Genomic DNA, 18354 nt, shown 5'->3' with positions numbered 1-18354 from the left:
GCCGCGCGCTCATTCCTCGAAGCGGTATTCCCACTGGGCCTGCGCGCCCACCGCGAGACGCTCGCCCGCGCCCGCCACGACCATCGCGTTCTGGCCGAACGTGAGGCCGCCGTCCACGCGTGGATCGGCGCGGAACACCGCGAGCGTGTCGAGCGGCTCGGTCGGCCACTCGCCATCGCGCTCACCCGTGAGCTGATCGATCGTCGTGATCGGGCAGCGTGCGCAAGGCTTCGCGAAACGCAGCACCACCTCCAGCGAGCCGGCTTCGCCCGCAATCGAAAGCGTGTCGATGAAGTCTTCGTCGAAGGCATCCGGGCCGTCCACGACGATGTTCGGACGAAAGCGGCTCATCGGCACCGGCGGCGCGCCTTTCGCCACGAGGCGCGCGTTCAGGTCCGCCAGCGACGACTCGCTCGTGACGAGCAGCGGAAAGCCATCGGCGAATTGCGTGGGCACGTCCTCGTCGTTCGTCCACGTCTTGCTTGCGAGACGCGTGACGTCCTGCGCGAAACGCACGAGACGCACCGGCTCGCCGAGCGCGCGAGAAAACCACTGCGCGGCTTCATCGCCTTCGTCGAGCGCTTCGAACGTGTCCTTCCAGACCGTGGCCTGCACGCGGGCTTCGTTGCCGCGCGGCATGAACGGCAAAAGCAGCGGCGAATCGACCGGCGCGTCGGGACCCGTCATCGTGAGGCGCACGCCGCCCTCGACGAACGCAGGCACGATGCGCGCCATCGCCGCGATCTCGCGCTGCGAGACAAAGCGGCCCGAAGCGTCGACCACCATCCAGTGGCGGTCCCATTGCAGCCCTTTCACGTCGAGTTGCGCGCGATCGAGCGCGATGGCGCCGCAGGACTTCACCGGATAAACGAACAATGCGCGAATGATGGCCATGGCAACCTCACTGTGCCGCATCGAGACCGTGCGCGAGATCGGCGCGCACGTCGCGTGGATCTTCAAGGCCCACCGCAAGGCGGATCAGCCCTTCGGTGATGCCCGCCGCCGCGCGCGCCTCGGGCGTGATGCGGCCATGCGTCGTCGTGGCCGGATGCGTGATGGTCGTGCGCGTGTCGCCGAGATTGCCGGTGATCGAGCACACCTTCGTGCCGTCGATCACGCGCCAGGCGTTCGCGCGCTGCGCCTCGGGCGTATCGCCCTTGAGCTCGAACGAGACGATCGCGCCGCCCGACTTCTGCTGGCGCATCGCGAGCGCGTGCTGCGGATGCGATTCGAGCCCCGGATAGAAGACGCGCTTCACCGCAGGATGCGCTTCGAGCCAGCGCGCGATTTCGAGCGCGTTGGCCGACTGCTTCTCCACGCGCAGCGAGAGCGTCTCCATGCCCTTGAGCAGCACCCAGGCGTTGAACGCGGAGAGCGTCGGGCCCGCGCTGCGCACGAACGGAAACACCTTCTCCATGATGAACTGCTTCGAGCCCACGAGCGCGCCGCCCAGCACGCGGCCCTGGCCGTCGAGGAACTTGGTGGCCGAATGCATCACGACATCGGCGCCGAACTTGAGCGGCTGCTGCAGCGCCGGGCTGCAGAAGCAGTTGTCGACGACGAACAGCGCGCCCGCCGCCTTCGCGATCTTGCTCACCGCCTCGATGTCGGCCACTTCGGTGAGCGGGTTCGACGGCGTCTCGAGGAAGAACAGCTTCGTCTCGGGGCGCACGGCGTTCTTCCACGCGTCGAGATCGTTCGGATCGACGAAGGTGGTCGTGATGCCGAACCTCGGGAAGATCTGCGAGAACATGCCGAGCGTCGAGCCGAACAGGCTCTGCGAGCTGACGATATGGTCGCCGGCCTGCAGCGCGGCCATCACCACCGACATGATCGCGGCCATGCCCGAGGCCGTGGCCATGCATGCCTCGCCGCCTTCTAGCGCCGCGAGCCGGTCCTGGAACATGGTGACGGTCGGGTTCGTGAAACGTGCGTACGTGTAGCCCGTTTCCGAATTCTTGAAACGCTCGGCCGCTTCGGCGGCGCTGCCGAAACAGAAGCTCGACGTGAGGTAGAGCGCTTCCGAATGCTCGTTGAACTCGCTGCGCAGCGTGCCCGAGCGGACCGCCAGCGTGTCGAAGTTGAGGTTCTCGTCCATGTTCGTGTTTTCCGTTTCCTGAACCGTCATGCCTGGGCCGCGAAGTACGCGCACATAAGCGCACGCAAGAGCACATACAAGCGCGGCGCACAGGCGCAAAAAAGCCCGCTTTGCGTCGGCAGAAGCGGGCTCTCTGAAAATGCGTGGAAGGCGGGGGCGTTGCAGCCAATGAGCGGCGGCCGGGCATGCACCGTTCGCTTTAGCTGTTTTGGGTTGCCCCGCGTCCGCAAGCTGAGATCAAATCGACGCAAGCCCCCATGCTAGCACGGGAAGCGCGCAACGCACGCGCTCCCCGACCGTCTCTCACTCCACCGAGAGCTGCAGGTGCAGCTGCGAGCGCGTGCCGCCGTCCATCGCGTCGCTCGCGGCGTCGCGGTCCGACTGCGCCTGGGGCGCGAGACGCGCCAGCTCGATGTTGTCGAGGTACGCGCTCGTGATGTCGCCGGTGATGTAGTCGCCGTCGAAGCACGAAGCCTCGAACCCGGTGAGCTCCGGATTGATGTCGCGCACCGCCTGCTTGAGCGCTTCCACGTCCTGATACACGAGGTGATCCGCGCCGATGATGCGCGCCACTTCCTCATCCGTGCGGCCATGCGCGACGAGCTCGCCGCGCGTGGGCATGTCGATGCCGTAGACGTTCGGATACTTCACGGGCGGCGCCGCCGAAGCGAAGATCACGTTGGTCGCGCCGGCGTCGCGCGCCATCTGCACGATTTCCTGCGAGGTGGTGCCGCGCACGATCGAGTCGTCGATGATCAGGACGTTCTTGCCCTTGAACTCGATGCCCATCGCGTTGAGCTTCTGGCGCACCGACTTCTTGCGCATGGCCTGGCCCGGCATGATGAAGGTGCGGCCCACGTAGCGGTTCTTGAAGAAGCCCTCGCGGTATTCCACGCCGAGCTTCTTCGCGACCTGCATCGCGGCGGGGCGCGACGAGTCGGGAATCGGCATCACGACATCGATCTTCACGTCGGGCAGCTCGCGCCGGATCTTCTCGGCGAGGTAGTCGCCCATGCGCAGACGCACGTTGTACACGGGCACGCCGTCGAGCACCGAGTCCGGACGCGCGAGATAGACGAGTTCAAAAATGCAGGGGTTGAGCTTCGGCGCCGTGGCACATTGCTGCGCGTGGAAGTTGCCCTCGAAGTCGATGAACACCGCCTCGCCGGGCCGCACGTCGCGCACGAACTCGAAGCCGATGCCTTCGAGCGCCACCGATTCCGACGCCACCATCCACTCGATGCCTTCCGGCGTTTCCATCTTGCCGATGCACAGCGGGCGGATGCCGAACGGGTCGCGGAACGCGAGCAGGCCGTAGCCGGAGATCAGCGAGACGATCGCGTACGAGCCGCGCAGGCGGCGGTGCACGCCCGAGACCGCCTTGAAGAGCGCGGCCGGGTCGAGCTCGAGGCCCGAGCTCGCGAGCTGCACTTCGTGCGCGAGCACGTTGAGCAGCACTTCGGTGTCGGAATGGGTGTTGATGTGGCGGCGGTCCACACGGAACATCTCTTCCTTGAGCTGTTGCCAGTTCGTGAGATTGCCGTTGTGCGCGAGGACGATGCCGAACGGCGCGTTCACGTAGAACGGCTGGGCCTCTTCTTCGCTCGATGCCGAGCCGGCCGTCGGGTAGCGCACCTGGCCGATGCCGCTGGTGCCGGGCAGGCTTCGCATGTTGCGCGTGCGGAACACGTCGCGCACCATGCCGTTGGCCTTGTGCATGTGGAACGTGCTGCCGTTCGCGGTGGCGATGCCGGCCGCGTCCTGACCACGGTGCTGCAGGAGCAGCAGCGCGTCATAGAGGAGCTGATTGACGGGAGAGCGGGAAACTACACCTACGATGCCGCACATGGCAGGTCCTTCAAAAAAGCGAAATCAGCAGTGACGGTGCGCTCGCGACGGCCAGCCGGGCCGGCGGAATGCGCCGCATGATCGGGAAGTACCGAGGGCCTGTTCACACCCATAACAGGCCCTGTACTGCCGTTCGGCTGCGCCTCTCGTCACGCGATCAGCTTCTGATCAGACGTGAACGTAGGCCGCGAGCGTCTCGGGCAAAAACGGTTTCAGTTCGAGCACGCCCTGCACGGCATACGGCCGCAGCAGCGCCTTGCGCCAGAAGTCCTGCTGGGGCAGCTCGGTCAGTCCCGCGAGGACGACGAGAATCAGCACCAGCACGACGCCTCGCACGAGGCCGAACATCATGCCGAGCGAGCGGTCCACACCGGACAAGCCGCTCACCTGCACCAGCCGGCCGAGCAGCGCGTTCGCCACCCCGGCCACGAGCACCACGCCGATCACGATCAGCGCGAAGGCGATCAGCCACTGGGTCAGTGCCCCGCCCGGCCAGTTTGCCGGGATAAAGGGCACCACGCGGTCCACGTAGCGGCACGCCACGATGAGCGCCGCGATCCAGCCGATCAGCCCGAAAATTTCGCCGATGAACCCGCGCCACGCCCCGCGCAGCGCGGACAAACCGATCACCGCCATTACAGCGTAGTCGAATGCCGTGAACATCGGCGGCCCTTATTGGGCGTTGGCGTTCGAGCCGGCCGTCAGGCCCGCGCCGCGCACCTTCGCGATCGCCTCCGTGGCCGACGCGCGGTCCGGGAACGGACCCGCGCGCAGCAGCGTTTGCGTCGTGCCGTCGGCATCCTTGCGTTGCTCGGTATATGCGGGTACGCCCGCGGCTTTCAACTTCGCGACCCATTTGTTCGCGGCGGCGTCGCTGTTGAACGCGCCCAGCTGCACGGCGAAGCGCGCGCCCGGCGGCGCGGCGGGAGCGCCGGAGTCGTCATCGGTGTTGGCGCTGGCCGTCGCGGAGTCGGCCGGCTTGCCGCGCGACGCGAGCGCCGTGGCCGGCGCGGCCGGCTTCGCGGCCGTGCTGCGCGACGTCTGCGCGGCCTGGGTCGATTGATTCGCTTGAGCTTGTGTTTGAGCGGCCGGCGCGGCGTTGGCCGGCGCCGCCGGTTTGGCTTGCGACGATTGCGCCGCCTGAGTCGATTGCGCGGTCTGCGCCGGCGCGGCGCCCGAGGCCGCCGCCGCGAGACCGGAGGTGCCGGGCGTCGCTACGCCCATTGCGGCGTCAGTCGAGGCAGGATTGTCCGGGGCGACGCCCGCCTGGGTGTCCTCGTCGCTGCGCGCGGCGCTCTTCGGCGCCGGGCGGCTCGGAATATCGATGGAGATGTCGTCGGTGACGGGTTTGGGGTGCGAGTCGAGCACCATCGGCAGGATCACGATGGCGGCCAGCACCAGCGCAATCGCGCCGACGAGGCGCCGGCGCGCGCGCTGCTTTTCCGGCAAGGTGGGATCGAGCAGCATCGCCTCGGCGTCGCCGGAGCGGGACGGCCGGCGGCTGCGACGCTCCACGCGCGTGTTCTGACTGCTCCGGCGGCGGGAGCCGGCTTCGGCGTCGCGTCGGCTGGGCGCGTCGTCTTTCTTGCCGAACGAGAAAATTCCCATGTATGGCTGCTTTTGACCTGTGCGTAGCGGCTGTAGAGGACCGCGCGATCAGTGCTGCTGCGACTTTCGCCAGGCCATGACGCCGGCAACCGTCAAAAAACTTCCGAAAACGATAATTCTATCATTTTCAGTCGCCCGTTTTAGCGCATCTTGAAACGCCGCGGCGGGCGTTTCATAACGCGTAACGCTGCTGTCGGGCCCGTCTTCCACGCCCGCATCGCGCAACACGTCTTCAAGCTGTTGCGCCGAAGCCGCACGCGGCAACGGCAGGTCGGTCACGCACCAGTGGTCGATCTCGCCCTTCAGGTGCGCGATCACGCCCGCGATGTCCTTGTCGCGCATGGCGCCAAACACCGCGTACGTGTACGGAAAATACCCCATGCTGGAAAGATTTTGCCCGAGCACGGCAGCGGCGTGCGGATTGTGGCCCACGTCGAGGATGATCTGCGGCTTGCCCGGCAACACCTGGAAGCGGCCCGGCAACTCCACATTGGCGAGGCCGAGGCGAATGTCCTGCGCCGACACCGGCAGGCGATCGCGCATCGATTCGAGCGCGGCGAGCGCCGCCGAGGTATTGATCAGCTGATTCGCGCCGCGCAGCGCGGGGTACGCAAGCGCCGAACGCCGCTGCGAGCGGCCCACGTAGTTCCATTGCTGGCGCTCGCTGCCGGCCTGGCCTTCATAGCGGAAATCGCGGCCGAACAGCCACAGGTCGGCGCCGATGGCTTGTGCATGATCGATGAGCGACTGCGGCGGCAACGGGTCCGCGCAGATCGCCGGCCTGCCGGCGCGGAAGATGCCGGCCTTTTCGAAGGCGATCTTCTCGCGCGTGTCGCCGAGATACTCGGTGTGGTCGAGGTCGATGCTGGTGATGACCGCGCAGTCGGTGTCGAGGACGTTCACGGCGTCGAGGCGCCCACCGAGACCGACTTCGAAGATCACGGCGTCGAGCCCGCGCGAGGCGAACAGATGCATGATCGCGAGCGTCGTGAACTCGAAGTAGGTGAGCGAGACGGGCGTGGCGAACGCGTTGCGCGCGGCTTCCACGGCCTCGAAGTGCGGCAGCAGGTCGGCGTCGCTGGCTTCTGCGCCGTCGATGCGCGCACGCTCGTTGAACGACAGCAGGTGCGGCGAGGTATGACAGCCGACGTGATAGCCCGCCTTCAGCAGGATGGTTTCGAGAATCGCGCAGGTGGAGCCCTTCCCGTTCGTGCCGCCGACCGTGAACATCGGGCATTCGAACTTCAGGTTCAGCGCCTCCTTGACCTTGCGGATGCGATCGAGACCCATGTCGATGCCGACCGGATGCGCAGTTTCGAGATGCGTGAGCCACGCGTCGAGGGTAGGAAAAGTACTCATCGGGACGATTCAGGAAATCCGTGCACTGCGTGCGTTCGTGCAATGGCGCGTGGGTTCGGCGCGCCGTTCAAGCGCGCGAGCCGCTGCGAAAAAACGGCATTATCGCGGAAATGACAACGCGCCGCTTGCTTTCGCTTGCGGCGCGTCTGACAGGGCGCGGAAGCTGCGAGTTCCGCACGTTTGCAATTATCTTTGCTGCTTCGCCTTTACGGCGGCACTAACGGCTGCTTGCGGGGACTCAGGCCACCGCGTCGGCGGGCTGTCGCTGCAGCAACGCCATCAATTGGGCGATTTCTTCGCGCATCTTGCGGCGGTCGACGATCATGTCGATGGCGCCCTTCTGCAGCAGGAATTCCGAGCGCTGGAAGCCTTCGGGCAGCTTCTCGCGCACCGTCTGCTCGATCACGCGCGGGCCAGCGAAGCCGATCAGCGCCTTCGGTTCCGCGATCACGACATCGCCGAGGAACGCGAAGCTTGCCGAGACGCCGCCCATCGTGGGGTCGGTCAGCACGGAGATGAACGGCAGCTTGGCGTCCGAGAGCTTCGTGAGCATGGCCGTGGTCTTGGCCATCTGCATGAGCGAGAGCAGGCTTTCCTGCATGCGCGCGCCACCGGAAGCCGTGAAGCAGATGAACGGCACTTGCTGCTCGAGCGCGTTCTGCGCGCCGCGTGCGAAGCGCTCGCCCACCACCGAGCCCATCGAGCCGCCCATGAACGCGAACTCGAAGCAGGCGACCACGCACGGCAGCGTGTGGATCGCGCCGCCCATGACGACCATGGCGTCGGTTTCGCCGGTGTCGTCCATCGCTTCCTTGATGCGGTCGGGGTACTTGCGGCTGTCCTTGAACTTCAGCGCGTCGACCGGCACGATTTCCTGGCCGATTTCATAGCGGCCTTCCGGATCGAGCAGACCGTCCAGACGCTCGCGCGCGTTGATGCGCATGTGGTGATCGCACTTCGGACAGACGTGCAAATTCGCTTCCACGTCGTTGCGGTAGAGGACCGCTTCGCATGACGGGCACTTGATCCACAGACCTTCCGGAATGCTCTTGCGGCTTTTCGGATCGGTTTGCTTGATCTTGGGCGGCAGCAGTTTATCGAGCCAGCTCATGAATATTGATTCCTTGTTCGTGATGCGCGGGCGCGGCGGACGGTCGTTGCAAATCGGCCTGCAATGGCAGCAGGCGCAATGGCGACGTCATTCGATCGGGTCTCGATAGACCGGGTTCCGACCCCGACCGCGCATGGCGAAAAAGCGATTTTACAGCAGTCTCATTTCGCGTTGTCCGATACCGCATCAAGCGCGGTCCGAATGTCGCTCACGAATTGCGTGAGCGCCTCGGCGGCGGTCTCGGCCGGCGCCTGCTCGAGCAGTTGCACGATACGGCTGCCGATCACGACGGCATCGGATACCTGGGCCACGGCGGCGGCGGTTTGCGCGTCGCGAATGCCGAAGCCGACGCCGACCGGCAGCGGCACGCGCGCCTTGATCGCCGGGATTTTACTCGCGATGCTCGCGACGTCGAGGTTCGCGGCGCCCGTCACGCCCTTGAGCGAGACGTAATAGACATAGCCGCTCGCGGCGCGGCCCACTTCGGCGATGCGCTCGTCGGTGGAAGTGGGCGCGAGCAGGAAGATCGGGTCGATGTCGGCGGCCTTCATCTTCGCGGCAAATTCCGTCGACTCCTCGGGCGGATAGTCGACCACCAGCACGCCATCCACGCCCGCGGCCTTCGCGGCCGTGGCGAATGCGTCAGCGCCCATGCGCTCGATCGGGTTCGCGTAGCCCATCAGCACGACGGGCGTCTGGTTGTCGGTTTCGCGGAAACGCTTGACGTCGGCGAGCACGCTCTTGAGCGTCACGCCCTTCTCGAGCGCGCGCTCGGAGGATTGCTGGATCACCGGGCCGTCAGCCATCGGGTCCGAGAACGGCACGCCGAGTTCGATCACGTCGGCGCCGCCGGCGGCGAGCGCATGCATGAATTCGACCGTGCGCGCCGGATCGGGGTCGCCGGCGGTCATGAACGGGATCAGGCCTTTCTTGTTGGCGGCGGCGAGCGCCTCGAACGTGGTTTTGATGCGGGACATAACAAGGGTCCTCAGATTCGGTCGTTACCGCGCGGCGCGAGCCGGCGGCGGGGGCGCGTCATGCGCCTGCCGCATCGATCACGGCCGCGGCGGCGTGCGTGGCGGCAGCCATTGCGGCCGCGCTCACACGTTCGCGCGCGATCGCGCAGTAACTTTCGTTAATTTCATAGCCGACGAATTCGCGCTTGTGACGTGCGCAAGCAACTGCCGTGGTGCCGCTGCCCATGAACGGGTCCAGCACGCGGCCGCCCGGCGGGCAGCTCGCGAGCACCATGCGCTCGACGATCTCAAGGGGCTTCTGGGTGGGATGATCCACGCGCTCGGCGTGCTGCCGGTGCAGCCGCGAGACGGACCAGACGTCCTTGGGGTTGTAGCCGAGCTCGAGCCACTTGCTGCCTTCGAACAACTTGCGCGAACGCGCCTTCTTCGTGGCGGCATCGTACGGGATGCGGACGGGATCGAGATCGAAGTAATAATCCTTCGAGACCGCGAAGAAACCGATGTTGTCATGCACCGAGGTAAAGCGGCGGGTCGTGCCGCCCATGCTGGGTACGCGGCGATCCCAGACGATCTCGTTAATCATCGTCATCTTCGACTTCAGATAAACGAAGATCTCGGGCGCGTATTGCCAGGTGCAGAACACATAGAGCGAGCCGCTCGCCTTGAGCTTTGGAATTGCCAGGTCGAGCCACTCGTACGTCCAGGTGAGGAAGTCCTCGCCCGAGCGCATGTCGGAGTCGTTGCCGTAGTCCTTGCCGAGCCCATAAGGCGGGTCGGCGACGATCAAATCGATCGAGGCGTCGGGCAGGTTCGCCGCATCGGTCAGAAAATCGCGGTTCAGGAGCCGGATGCCATCGGGCACGGCAGGCACCGGGGGCACCTCGGCTGGCGCTTCGGCGGCCGCTACGGAAGCGGTCGCCTCGGCACCGGCCTCGCCCACGGGCACCGGCATCTGCGGCTCGTCGAACTCGTCACGCATCGCTTGTGTCGCTCCGGGCGCTCAGAACTGGATGCCCGATCGCTCGGCGACCGTGTGCATGTCCTTGTCGCCGCGGCCCGACAGGTTCACCAGCAGAACCCTGTCCTTGGGCAGCGTAGGCGCGAGCTTCGCCGCGTACGCGAGCGCGTGGCTCGATTCGAGCGCCGGAATGATGCCTTCGATGCGGCAGCAGTCGTGGAACGCCTTGAGCGCTTCCTCGTCGTCGATGGTCACGTACTGCGCGCGGCCGCTGTCCTTGAGCCACGCGTGCTCGGGACCGACGCCGGGGTAGTCGAGGCCCGCCGAGACCGAGTGCGTCTCGATGATCTGGCCGTTCTCGTCCTGCAGCAGATAGGTGCGGTTGCCGTGCAGCACGCCCGGCGTGCCGGCCGCGAGCGAGGCCGCGTGACGGCCCGTCTCCATGCCGTCGCCGGCGGGCTCGACACCGATCAACTGCACCGAACTATCCTCGATATACGGGTAAAAGATGCCCATCGCGTTCGAACCGCCGCCCACGCACGCGATCACGGCGTCGGGCTGGCGACCCGTCATTTCCGGCATCTGCACGCGGCATTCGTCGCCGATCACGCGCTGGAAGTCGCGCACCATCATCGGGTACGGGTGCGGGCCCGCCACGGTGCCGATGATGTAGAAGGTGTTTTCGACGTTGGTGACCCAGTCGCGCATGGCTTCGTTGAGCGCGTCCTTGAGCGTGCGCGAGCCTGATTCGACCGGAACCACGGTCGCGCCCAGCAGCTTCATGCGGTAGACGTTGGCGGCCTGGCGGCGCACGTCCTCGGCGCCCATGTAGACCACGCACTCCATGCCGAAGCGCGCCGCGATGGTCGCGGTGGCCACGCCGTGCTGGCCAGCGCCGGTTTCCGCGATCACGCGCGGCTTGCCCATGCGCTTGGCGAGCAACGCCTGGCCAATCACGTTGTTCACCTTGTGCGCGCCGGTGTGATTCAGGTCTTCGCGCTTCAGATAGACCTGCGCGCCGCCCAGCAGCTCGCTCCAGCGCTGCGCGTGATAAATCGGCGACGGACGGCCGACAAAATGCTTCAACTCGCGCTCATATTCGGCGCGGAAGTCGGGATCGTCCTTGAATTTCGCGTAGGCGTCGCGCAGTTCGTCGATCGCCTGCATGAGGGTTTCGGCAGCGAACACGCCGCCATAAGGGCCGAAATGGCCACGTTCATCGGGCAAATTGTACATAAGTCACTCGCTGAGGCCAGGGCGCCTTGCGTTGCGCAAAGGCTGGCTGGCCCAAGAAATTATCCCGCGTCCGCTTCGCGCACTGCGCGCACGAACGCCGCCATGCGGGCGTGATCTTTCACGCCCCTGGCGCCCGGTACCTCGATGCCACTGGAGACATCGACGGCGAACGGACGCACCTGGCGAATCGCATCACTGACGTTTTGCGCGTTCAAGCCACCACTCAAAACGGCCCGACGCGCGAGCCCTGCGGGGATAAGTGACCAATCGAAGACCTTCCCGCCGCCGCCGTAGCCTTCGACATGGGTGTCGAAAAGCAGGCCGCTGGCTGATGAATAACGGTTTGCCGATTCTATCAAATCGGCCTCGCGAGTATCGGCCGCCACCCGCAATGCGCGCAACCAGGGCAAACCGGCAACCGAGGCCAGCGACTCGCACTGCTCGGGCGTTTCGTCGCCGTGGAACTGCAGCAGCGTGAGCGAGACGTTGCTCGCCACCTCGCCGATCCATTGCGGCGTGGCGTTCACGAAGAGGCCCACGACCGAGACGAAGGGCGGAATGTCGTGGGTGAGCTCGACGGCCTGGGCCACGCTCACCGAGCGCGAACTCGGCGGATAGAACACGAGCCCGATGGCATCGGCGCCCAGGTCGATGGCGTGCGCAACCGCCTCGGGCGTCGAAAGCCCGCACAGCTTGATGCGCGTGCGGTGCGTGGCGGCGGTGGCAGGTTGCTCGGCTGGCGTCATGGGTTGAGGCTCGATGGCTTGTCTGGCTGTTTCAGGTTTTGCGCGGCGGCTTTTGCTCGGCGCTGCACGACGCTTTTTGCACGATCTTCGCGCCGCTTTACGGCGCAATTGCGTAATTTTGGAACCGGATGCGGGCGACGTCAGGGGGCGTCGGTCCAGACCGTGCTCCACGGCACACTCGCCGTATGCGCCGCAGGTACTGCGAACTCATCAGGATAGCCTACTTGCGCGAGATACAGGCCATCCGGCATGAAGGTCGGCGCGGCCTTCGTGCGATCGAGCCCGGCCAGTACCTCGGCCATCCACGCGGCCGGATAACGGCCCCGCCCCACCGCCACGAGGCAGCCCATCAGGTTGCGCACCATGTGGTGAAGAAAGGCGTTCGCGCGGAAGCGAAAGTGAATGAAATCGCCGAGGGGCCGGATGTCGATCTGATACAGGTGCTTCACGGGCGTCTTCGACTGGCATTCGGACGAGCGGAACGCCGAAAAATCATGCTCGCCGATCAGGCAGGCAGCGGCCTCGCACATCGCGTCGACGTCGAGCGGCGTGTGGATCCAGCCCGCACGGCCCGCCAGCATCGGCGAGCGCACCGCGTTCACGTAGAGCGCGTAATAGTACGTGCGCTCGAACGCCGAAAAACGCGCGTGGAACGCCTCGGGCATCGGCTGCGCCCACTGCACGGCTACCGTCGATGGCAGAAACGCGTTGGTGCCGCGCACCCACGAAAACGGCGCGCGGTCGAGATCGGTGTCGAAGTGCACGACCTGGCCGAGGCCGTGCACGCCCGTGTCGGTGCGGCCCGCCACGACCGTGGGCAGCGGCACGGTCGCGAACTCGCGCAGCGCGCGTTCGAGCGCGTCCTGCACCGTCTTGCCGTGCGGTTGCGATTGCCAGCCGCAGAACGCGGCCCCGTCGTACTGGATTCCTAGCGCGATACGCATATGGCGGGCGTCGGCGTCAGGACAGCGGCGAGAGCGTCGACAGCAGCGCCTGCGCGTCGGCGCGCGTGGCGTGGTCGTTCGACTCGATCACTTCGTTGATCAGCGTGCGGGCGCCCGACAGGTCGCCAAGCGCGATGTACTCGTGCGCGAGGTCGAGCTTGTTGCGGGCGATGCGCGAGAGCTGATCGGGCGTGAAGACCGGCAGTGGCTCGGCCGAATCGGCCGGCAGATTCAGGTCGAAATCGAGCGTGAGCGCGCCGAAGCGCGGCGCGCCCAGGCCCGCGATCGCCCCTGCGCCCGCGGTGCCTGCTTCGATGGCCTCGCCGGCCGGCGGCACGGGCGGCAGGACAAATGGCAGCGATTGACGCGCGATGGTCTCGGGCGTCGCGACCGGCTCCGTCGAGATCGGCATGCCGGGCATGGGCTCGGGCGTTTCGACGCGCGGCGGCAGCGGCATGTCGAGGCCGCCAAGGGCGTCGACGGCGGACTTCGGAAACTCCTGCGGGACTTCCAGCTTCGGTACTTCCTGATGGGGCATTTCTACTTTTTGTTCTAGTGGGACAGCGGGTGCTGCAAACGCTTCTGGCGACGCTTCGGGCGCGGCCTCGTCGCCCGGGATCGCGGGCGCGTGCAGATGCGGCGCTGCGGTCTCAGCAGGCGCCTCAGGTTCGGTCGGCGCGTCGGGCGCCGGGGGCTCGTGGGCGACGGGCACGTGCGGTTCGGCCGGGGCGCCCGGGATCGTCAGTTCGATCGGGCGTGGTTCGGCATTGGCTGCCTCGTGTGCGGCATCAGCCTTGGCCTTGGCCTGGTCCTCCGCTTCGGCCTGGTCCTGCGCTTCGGCCTGGCGGGCCAGCTCCTCCATTTCGCCCACGGTGCGCAGCCCCGCCAGCCCTTCGGGCGGCAATGCGGACGCGCCCAGCTCCGCTGCGGCGGCAAAGCTCGCGGCATCGGTTGCGTCGGCGAGCGATTGCGGCTCGCCGGGCTCGACGCCGTGCGGGTGCGTGCCGTGCTCCACGCGGTCCGCGCGCAGTTCCGCGGGACCGTCCTGCGCGGCGCCGTGCGGCGCCTCGAACCCCAGCGGAGGCAGCGCCTCGCCGCCCAGTTCGGCGGCGGCCGACAGGCTCGCGGCATCCGTGGCGCGGTCGAGCGCGGCGTCGTGCGGGGGCGCCTCGGCTTGTACCCTGGCCGCCTCGGCGGCCTTGGCGGCTTCCATGGCGGCTGCGGTGGCTGCAACCGCGCCGGCCGACAACGGCGCAGCCGGCTGCGCGAACGATTCGGGCGGCACCGGTGCATCCTCGCGCGCCGGCGGGGGCGCGGGGGTTGGCGTGGCGGTCGAGACGGCGGACGAAGGCGGCACGTCCAGCGCCCGCGCGTTGGCGGCATCGGCCGCAGGCGCCAGCTTGCGGCGCTTGCGCATGAGCAGGCGCACGATCAGCGCGACGAAAGCCAGCACGAGCGCAGCCACAACGCCCAGCGTCACCGGCGAGACTTCAGGCTGCGCGCCATTTGCGCCCAGCGCCGCGCCACCCGCGGCGGCACCGCCCTGCGCACCCGCCGTCCCGGCCGGAGCGCCGGCCACTGGCGCCTGCTTGCCGATGCCGTGCTGCTGCAACGCCATCAGCACGCGATTCTTGAGCGCGAGCAACTGCTGCAGGCTCGACACCTTGACGGGCGCCGATGCCGCCGCGCCCGGCGTGGCGGATGCACCCGATGCCGCGCCTGCGGCCGGTGCGGCCTGGATGGCGCCGCTCCACGAATGGGCGTCACTAGCTGATGCGGGCGCCGCGCTCGCGTTCGCTGCGGCCGAAGCGCCGGACGCCGCCACCGCATTCGCCGCGCTCGCACCGGCCTCCATGGACGCCGACGCAGCAGCCGCAGCGCTCGCCGCGACCGCGCCGGCATTCGCTGCCGTGCCGGCGCTTGCGCCTGCTGCAGCGCTAGCGGAAGCAGCCGCAGTGGCCGCGGCATGGATCGCGGAACTGGCGCCCATGGCACCAGAAGCCAGGGCAGCGCCAGGCGCCGCAGCCGGAGCACTCGCCGCAGCGGCAGGCGCCACTGCCGAAGCTCCTGCCGCAGGCGCCGAAGCAGCGGCAGCGGCGCTGGCCATATCGGGCGTGCCCGGCACGTTCAGCACGGCGCCCACCCGGAGGCGGCTCGGATCGTGTTTCATGAACGCCGCGGGATTCGCTTCGAACAGCGCCTGGCTCGCGCGCGCGAGCACCGTCTTGTCGTGCGACTGCGTGACATCGACGGCCACATCGTGCAGCGACTGCCCCGCGCGGACGGTGTACTGGCCGATCACGGGCAGCGCCGCGGCGGCGGCGGAAGCGCCCGACGCGGCAGCGGCAGCGGCCGCACCGCTCGTCGCTGCTTGCGCCATTGCTTGAGCCGCTGCAGGCGCAGCGGTTGTTGCCGCGGTTGTTGCCGTCTTGGCGCCGCCTTGCGCGTGCGCCACGCCGGCGGTACCGGCCATGGCGGCCATCGCCGCGGCAGAAACGGCAACGGCGATACGCCGCGCCTTCAAATTCAGGTTGTTAACGGAATCAAATCGAACGATCATCAGATGCCCTGGCACACCGCTCGCGCGGCAGTCGATGAAACGGAAATTCGTTGCGTGCGGGCGCACTGGCCATCGCCAGTTTCCGGAAATCAACCGGAAATAAAAAAGCGCCGCGACAGGCGCGGCGCTTTTATCACCCTGTCTACGCGTCATCAGGCGCGTAGTTTAATTCATTCACTTGTCGAGCAGAATGCGCAGCATGCGGCGCAATGGCTCGGCGGCGCCCCACAGCAGCTGGTCGCCGACCGTGAAGGCGGACAGATACTCGCCGCCCATCGCGAGCTTGCGCAGGCGGCCGACCGGCACCGAGAGGGTGCCCGTGACGACTGCCGGCGACAGTTCGCGCATCGAGACTTCGCGCTGGTTCGGCACGACCTTGACCCAGTCGTTGGCCGAGGCGAGGATGCCGTCGATCTCGTCGAGCGGCACGTCCTTCTTGAGCTTGATGGTGAGCGCCTGCGAGTGGCAGCGCATCGCGCCGATGCGCACGCACAGACCGTCGACCGGAATCGAGCCCGGCTCGCCCATGGCCGGCTTGCCGAGGATCTTGTTGGTTTCGGCGCCGCCCTTCCACTCTTCCTTCGACATGCCGTTGCCGAGGTCCTTGTCGATCCAGGGGATCAGCGAGCCCGCGAGCGGCACGCCGAAATGGGCGGTCGGCATGGCGTCGCTGTTCATGGTGGCGAGCACCTTGCGGTCGATGTCGAGAATCGCCGACGACGGGTTCGCGAGGTCGGTCGCGACCGCCGCATTGAGCGCGCCCATTTGCGCGAGCAGCTCGCGCATGTTCTGCGCGCCCGCGCCCGAAGCGGCCTGATAGGTCATGGCCGTCATCCAGTCGACGAGGTTCTCGCGGAACAGGCCGCCGAGCGCCATCAGCATGAGGCTGACCGTGCAGTTGCCGCCGATGAAATCCTTCTGGCCCTTGACGAGCGCGTCCTTGATGACGTCGAGGTTGACCGGGTCGAGGATGATGACCGCGTCGTCCTTCATGCGCAGCGCCGAGGCCGCGTCGATCCAGTAGCCGTTCCAGCCTGCCGCGCGCAGCTTCGGATACACCTCGTTGGTGTAGTCGCCGCCCTGGCAGGTAATGATGATGTCGCACTTCTTGAGCTCGTCGACGCTGTTGGCGTCCTTGAGCTTCGTCTCGTTTTTGGCGAACGACGGCGCTGCGCCGCCTGCGTTACTGGTGCTGAAAAACACCGGTTCGATCAGGTCGAAATCGCGTTCTTCCTGCATGCGCTGCATCAGCACGCTGCCGACCATGCCGCGCCAACCTACGAGACCTACGTTCATGATTAACCCTTGAAATGGACACTTCCCCGCTTCGCTCGCCCGGCGTGGCCGCGCGGGGAAGATGAGCGGGCACGACGAGCGATCAACGAGTGATGATCGTTTTGGTAATAATCGTTTTCGTGGTGATGGCGAGCGTAATCACACGGGCCGTGCCGTGGATATTCGAAACAGAAGTGATCTGGGGGATCGTCGCCATCGGGACAATATACACGAAAACCGTAATTTCGCGCGGGGCTTACCCGCATTTTCCGTTATTTGCGACGGGCCTTGGCCGCGCCGCCGCTGCGCGCCTTGCATCCGCGCGCATCTCAAAACATTGCTCGGGACATCTGAAAAAAGGGCACGCCTGAATACTGCCCAAGCGTACCCTTTTACGACAGCTTTACAGCGCCGCGACCACTGCGTCGCCCATTGCTGCCGTGCCGACCTGCTTGCAGTCCGGTGTGATGATGTCGCCAGTGCGATAGCCTTGTTCGAGCACCTTCTTCACCGCGTTCTCGATGCGCTCCGCCTGCTCGGCGCGGCCGAGCGAATAGCGCAGCATCATGGCGGCCGAGAGGATGGTCGCGAGCGGATTGGCGATGCCCTTGCCCGCGATGTCGGGTGCCGAGCCGTGCGAGGGCTCGTACAGGCCCTTGTTGTTCTTGTCGAGCGAGGCCGAGGGCAGCATGCCGATCGAGCCCGTGAGCATGGCGGCTTCATCGGAGAGGATATCGCCGAACATGTTGCCGGTGACGACCACGTCGAACGCCTTGGGCGCCTTCACGAGCTGCATGGCTGCGTTATCGACGTACATGTGCGAGAGCTCGACGTCCGGGTACTCCTTCGAGACATCGATCATGATGTCTTTCCAGAACTGCGAGGTTTCGAGCACGTTGGCCTTGTCGACCGAGGTGAGCTTCTTCTGGCGCTTTTGGGCGGCCTGGAAGGCCACGTGGGCGATGCGGCGCACTTCGGGCTCCGCGTAGCGCATGGTGTCGAAGCCTTCGCGCGCGCCCTTGAAGTTGCCGTCCGGCGCCTCGCGCGTGCCGCGCGGCTGGCCGAAGTAGATATCGCCGTTGAGTTCGCGCACGATCAGGATGTCGAGGCCCGAGACGATTTCCGGCTTCAGCGACGAAGCGCCCGTGAGTTGCGGGTAGCAGATCGCCGGGCGGAAGTTCGCGAAGAGCTCCAGGTGCTTGCGCAGGCCCAGAATGGCTTGCTCCGGGCGCAGCGCGCGCTCGAGCTTGTCGTACTTCCAGTCGCCCACGGCGCCGAAGAGGATCGCGTCCGCGGCCTTTGCGAGCGCGAGTGTCGCTTCGGGCAGCGGATGGCCGCTTGCTTCGTAGCCTGCGCCGCCTACGGGCGCTTCTTCGAGCTCGAACTTCTCGCCGAGGGCGTTGAGGACCTTGACGGCTTCCTTGATGATCTCGGGACCGATGCCGTCGCCCGGCAACACTGCAATCTTCATCTCTTGATTCCTCGATAGGGGTTGTGTTGGGTGGGGTGGGGTGCGCTTTGCGCGCCGATGCTCGATTTGGGTTGTTTGGACAGGCTCGCGCCTGGGGTCTTGCGCTCGGGACTTCGGTGCTATTGCTCTTTGGCCTTAACTTGTTTTCGCGGCGGGCCGCAAG

At 66.6% G+C, this 18354-nt stretch carries 16 protein-coding genes; 1 reads left to right on the top strand and 15 read right to left on the bottom strand.

Features of this window, described 5'->3' with window-relative positions:
• Nucleotides 1-9: 9 nt before the first annotated feature.
• The 14 genes from BO1_RS22865 to asd all read right to left on the bottom strand — a co-directional run bounded on the left by BO1_RS22865 (nucleotide 10) and on the right by asd (nucleotide 16741).
• Nucleotides 10-894: an MOSC domain-containing protein gene (locus BO1_RS22865; protein WP_028219543.1), complete on the bottom strand. Its 885-nt coding sequence runs from the start codon at nucleotides 892-894 to the stop codon at nucleotides 10-12.
• A 7-nt stretch (nucleotides 895-901) separates the two neighbouring features.
• On the bottom strand, nucleotides 902-2098 hold the full coding sequence (locus BO1_RS22860) for an O-succinylhomoserine sulfhydrylase (protein ID WP_028219542.1): 1197 nt from the start codon (nucleotides 2096-2098) through the stop codon (nucleotides 902-904).
• 303 nt (nucleotides 2099-2401) lie between these two features.
• Nucleotides 2402-3946 (bottom strand): amidophosphoribosyltransferase, encoded by a 1545-nt coding sequence (purF, locus tag BO1_RS22855; RefSeq protein ID WP_028219541.1) that lies wholly within the window; start codon nucleotides 3944-3946, stop codon nucleotides 2402-2404.
• Between the two features lie 168 nt (nucleotides 3947-4114).
• Nucleotides 4115-4609, bottom strand: coding sequence for a CvpA family protein (locus BO1_RS22850; RefSeq protein WP_028219540.1), 495 nt, complete (start codon nucleotides 4607-4609; stop codon nucleotides 4115-4117).
• A 9-nt stretch (nucleotides 4610-4618) separates the two neighbouring features.
• Nucleotides 4619-5554 carry an SPOR domain-containing protein gene (locus tag BO1_RS22845; protein WP_028219539.1) on the bottom strand — a complete coding sequence of 312 codons (936 nt, stop codon included), beginning with the start codon at nucleotides 5552-5554 and terminating at the stop codon, nucleotides 4619-4621.
• 48 nt (nucleotides 5555-5602) lie between these two features.
• A complete protein-coding gene (folC, locus tag BO1_RS22840; RefSeq protein ID WP_028219538.1) occupies nucleotides 5603-6913 on the bottom strand; it encodes a bifunctional tetrahydrofolate synthase/dihydrofolate synthase in 1311 nt (436 codons plus the stop codon).
• A gap of 238 nt (nucleotides 6914-7151) precedes the next feature.
• Nucleotides 7152-8024 carry an acetyl-CoA carboxylase, carboxyltransferase subunit beta gene (gene accD / locus BO1_RS22835; RefSeq protein ID WP_028219537.1) on the bottom strand — a complete coding sequence of 291 codons (873 nt, stop codon included), beginning with the start codon at nucleotides 8022-8024 and terminating at the stop codon, nucleotides 7152-7154.
• Between the two features lie 161 nt (nucleotides 8025-8185).
• Entirely contained in the window at nucleotides 8186-9001 is an 816-nt protein-coding gene (gene trpA / locus BO1_RS22830) for a tryptophan synthase subunit alpha (RefSeq protein ID WP_028219536.1), read from the bottom strand.
• 58 nt (nucleotides 9002-9059) lie between these two features.
• Nucleotides 9060-9980 (bottom strand): DNA-methyltransferase, encoded by a 921-nt coding sequence (locus tag BO1_RS22825; RefSeq protein WP_028219535.1) that lies wholly within the window; start codon nucleotides 9978-9980, stop codon nucleotides 9060-9062.
• 21 nt (nucleotides 9981-10001) lie between these two features.
• Nucleotides 10002-11195, bottom strand: coding sequence for a tryptophan synthase subunit beta (trpB, locus tag BO1_RS22820; protein WP_028219534.1), 1194 nt, complete (start codon nucleotides 11193-11195; stop codon nucleotides 10002-10004).
• A gap of 59 nt (nucleotides 11196-11254) precedes the next feature.
• Nucleotides 11255-11941: a phosphoribosylanthranilate isomerase gene (locus tag BO1_RS22815; RefSeq protein ID WP_028219533.1), complete on the bottom strand. Its 687-nt coding sequence runs from the start codon at nucleotides 11939-11941 to the stop codon at nucleotides 11255-11257.
• Between the two features lie 140 nt (nucleotides 11942-12081).
• Complete coding sequence (gene truA, locus BO1_RS22810; RefSeq protein ID WP_028219532.1) at nucleotides 12082-12885, bottom strand: tRNA pseudouridine(38-40) synthase TruA; 804 nt, start codon at nucleotides 12883-12885, stop codon at nucleotides 12082-12084.
• A gap of 16 nt (nucleotides 12886-12901) precedes the next feature.
• The gene (locus BO1_RS52275) at nucleotides 12902-15358 is read right to left on the bottom strand and encodes a FimV/HubP family polar landmark protein (RefSeq protein WP_043286006.1); all 2457 of its coding nucleotides are present in this window, start codon (nucleotides 15356-15358) and stop codon (nucleotides 12902-12904) included.
• A 261-nt stretch (nucleotides 15359-15619) separates the two neighbouring features.
• Nucleotides 15620-16741 (bottom strand): aspartate-semialdehyde dehydrogenase, encoded by a 1122-nt coding sequence (gene asd, locus BO1_RS22800; protein ID WP_028219531.1) that lies wholly within the window; start codon nucleotides 16739-16741, stop codon nucleotides 15620-15622.
• An 89-nt stretch (nucleotides 16742-16830) separates the two neighbouring features.
• Here asd and BO1_RS22795 point away from each other — a divergent pair, with 89 nt between their 5' ends.
• A complete protein-coding gene (locus BO1_RS22795) occupies nucleotides 16831-17091 on the top strand; it encodes a hypothetical protein (protein WP_156992366.1) in 261 nt (86 codons plus the stop codon).
• Nucleotides 17092-17123: 32 nt separating this feature from the next.
• Here the strand turns inward: BO1_RS22795 and leuB are convergent, their stop codons facing one another.
• On the bottom strand, nucleotides 17124-18191 hold the full coding sequence (gene leuB / locus BO1_RS22790; RefSeq protein WP_028219529.1) for a 3-isopropylmalate dehydrogenase: 1068 nt from the start codon (nucleotides 18189-18191) through the stop codon (nucleotides 17124-17126).
• Between the last annotated feature and the right edge of the window lie 163 nt (nucleotides 18192-18354).

Source organism: Paraburkholderia oxyphila NBRC 105797 (genome assembly GCF_000685075.1).
Lineage (GTDB): Bacteria > Pseudomonadota > Gammaproteobacteria > Burkholderiales > Burkholderiaceae > Paraburkholderia > Paraburkholderia oxyphila.
Note: the sequence above shows the minus strand (reverse complement) of the source record. Positions and strands in the feature narration are given on the sequence as shown.

Coding starts and splice junctions, on each gene's coding strand:
- trpA (WP_028219536.1), bottom strand. CDS start 9,001: ATGTCCCGCATCAAAACCACGTTCGAGGCGCTCGCCGCCGCCAACAAG.
- BO1_RS22845 (WP_028219539.1), bottom strand. CDS start 5,554: ATGGGAATTTTCTCGTTCGGCAAGAAAGACGACGCGCCCAGCCGACGC.
- truA (WP_028219532.1), bottom strand. CDS start 12,885: ATGCGTATCGCGCTAGGAATCCAGTACGACGGGGCCGCGTTCTGCGGC.
- BO1_RS22850 (WP_028219540.1), bottom strand. CDS start 4,609: ATGTTCACGGCATTCGACTACGCTGTAATGGCGGTGATCGGTTTGTCC.
- BO1_RS22860 (WP_028219542.1), bottom strand. CDS start 2,098: ATGGACGAGAACCTCAACTTCGACACGCTGGCGGTCCGCTCGGGCACG.
- folC (WP_028219538.1), bottom strand. CDS start 6,913: ATGAGTACTTTTCCTACCCTCGACGCGTGGCTCACGCATCTCGAAACT.
- accD (WP_028219537.1), bottom strand. CDS start 8,024: ATGAGCTGGCTCGATAAACTGCTGCCGCCCAAGATCAAGCAAACCGAT.
- BO1_RS22865 (WP_028219543.1), bottom strand. CDS start 894: ATGGCCATCATTCGCGCATTGTTCGTTTATCCGGTGAAGTCCTGCGGC.
- trpB (WP_028219534.1), bottom strand. CDS start 11,195: ATGTACAATTTGCCCGATGAACGTGGCCATTTCGGCCCTTATGGCGGC.
- purF (WP_028219541.1), bottom strand. CDS start 3,946: ATGTGCGGCATCGTAGGTGTAGTTTCCCGCTCTCCCGTCAATCAGCTC.
- asd (WP_028219531.1), bottom strand. CDS start 16,741: ATGAACGTAGGTCTCGTAGGTTGGCGCGGCATGGTCGGCAGCGTGCTG.
- BO1_RS22825 (WP_028219535.1), bottom strand. CDS start 9,980: ATGCGTGACGAGTTCGACGAGCCGCAGATGCCGGTGCCCGTGGGCGAG.
- BO1_RS52275 (WP_043286006.1), bottom strand. CDS start 15,358: ATGGCCGGTACCGCCGGCGTGGCGCACGCGCAAGGCGGCGCCAAGACG.
- leuB (WP_028219529.1), bottom strand. CDS start 18,191: ATGAAGATTGCAGTGTTGCCGGGCGACGGCATCGGTCCCGAGATCATC.
- BO1_RS22815 (WP_028219533.1), bottom strand. CDS start 11,941: ATGACGCCAGCCGAGCAACCTGCCACCGCCGCCACGCACCGCACGCGC.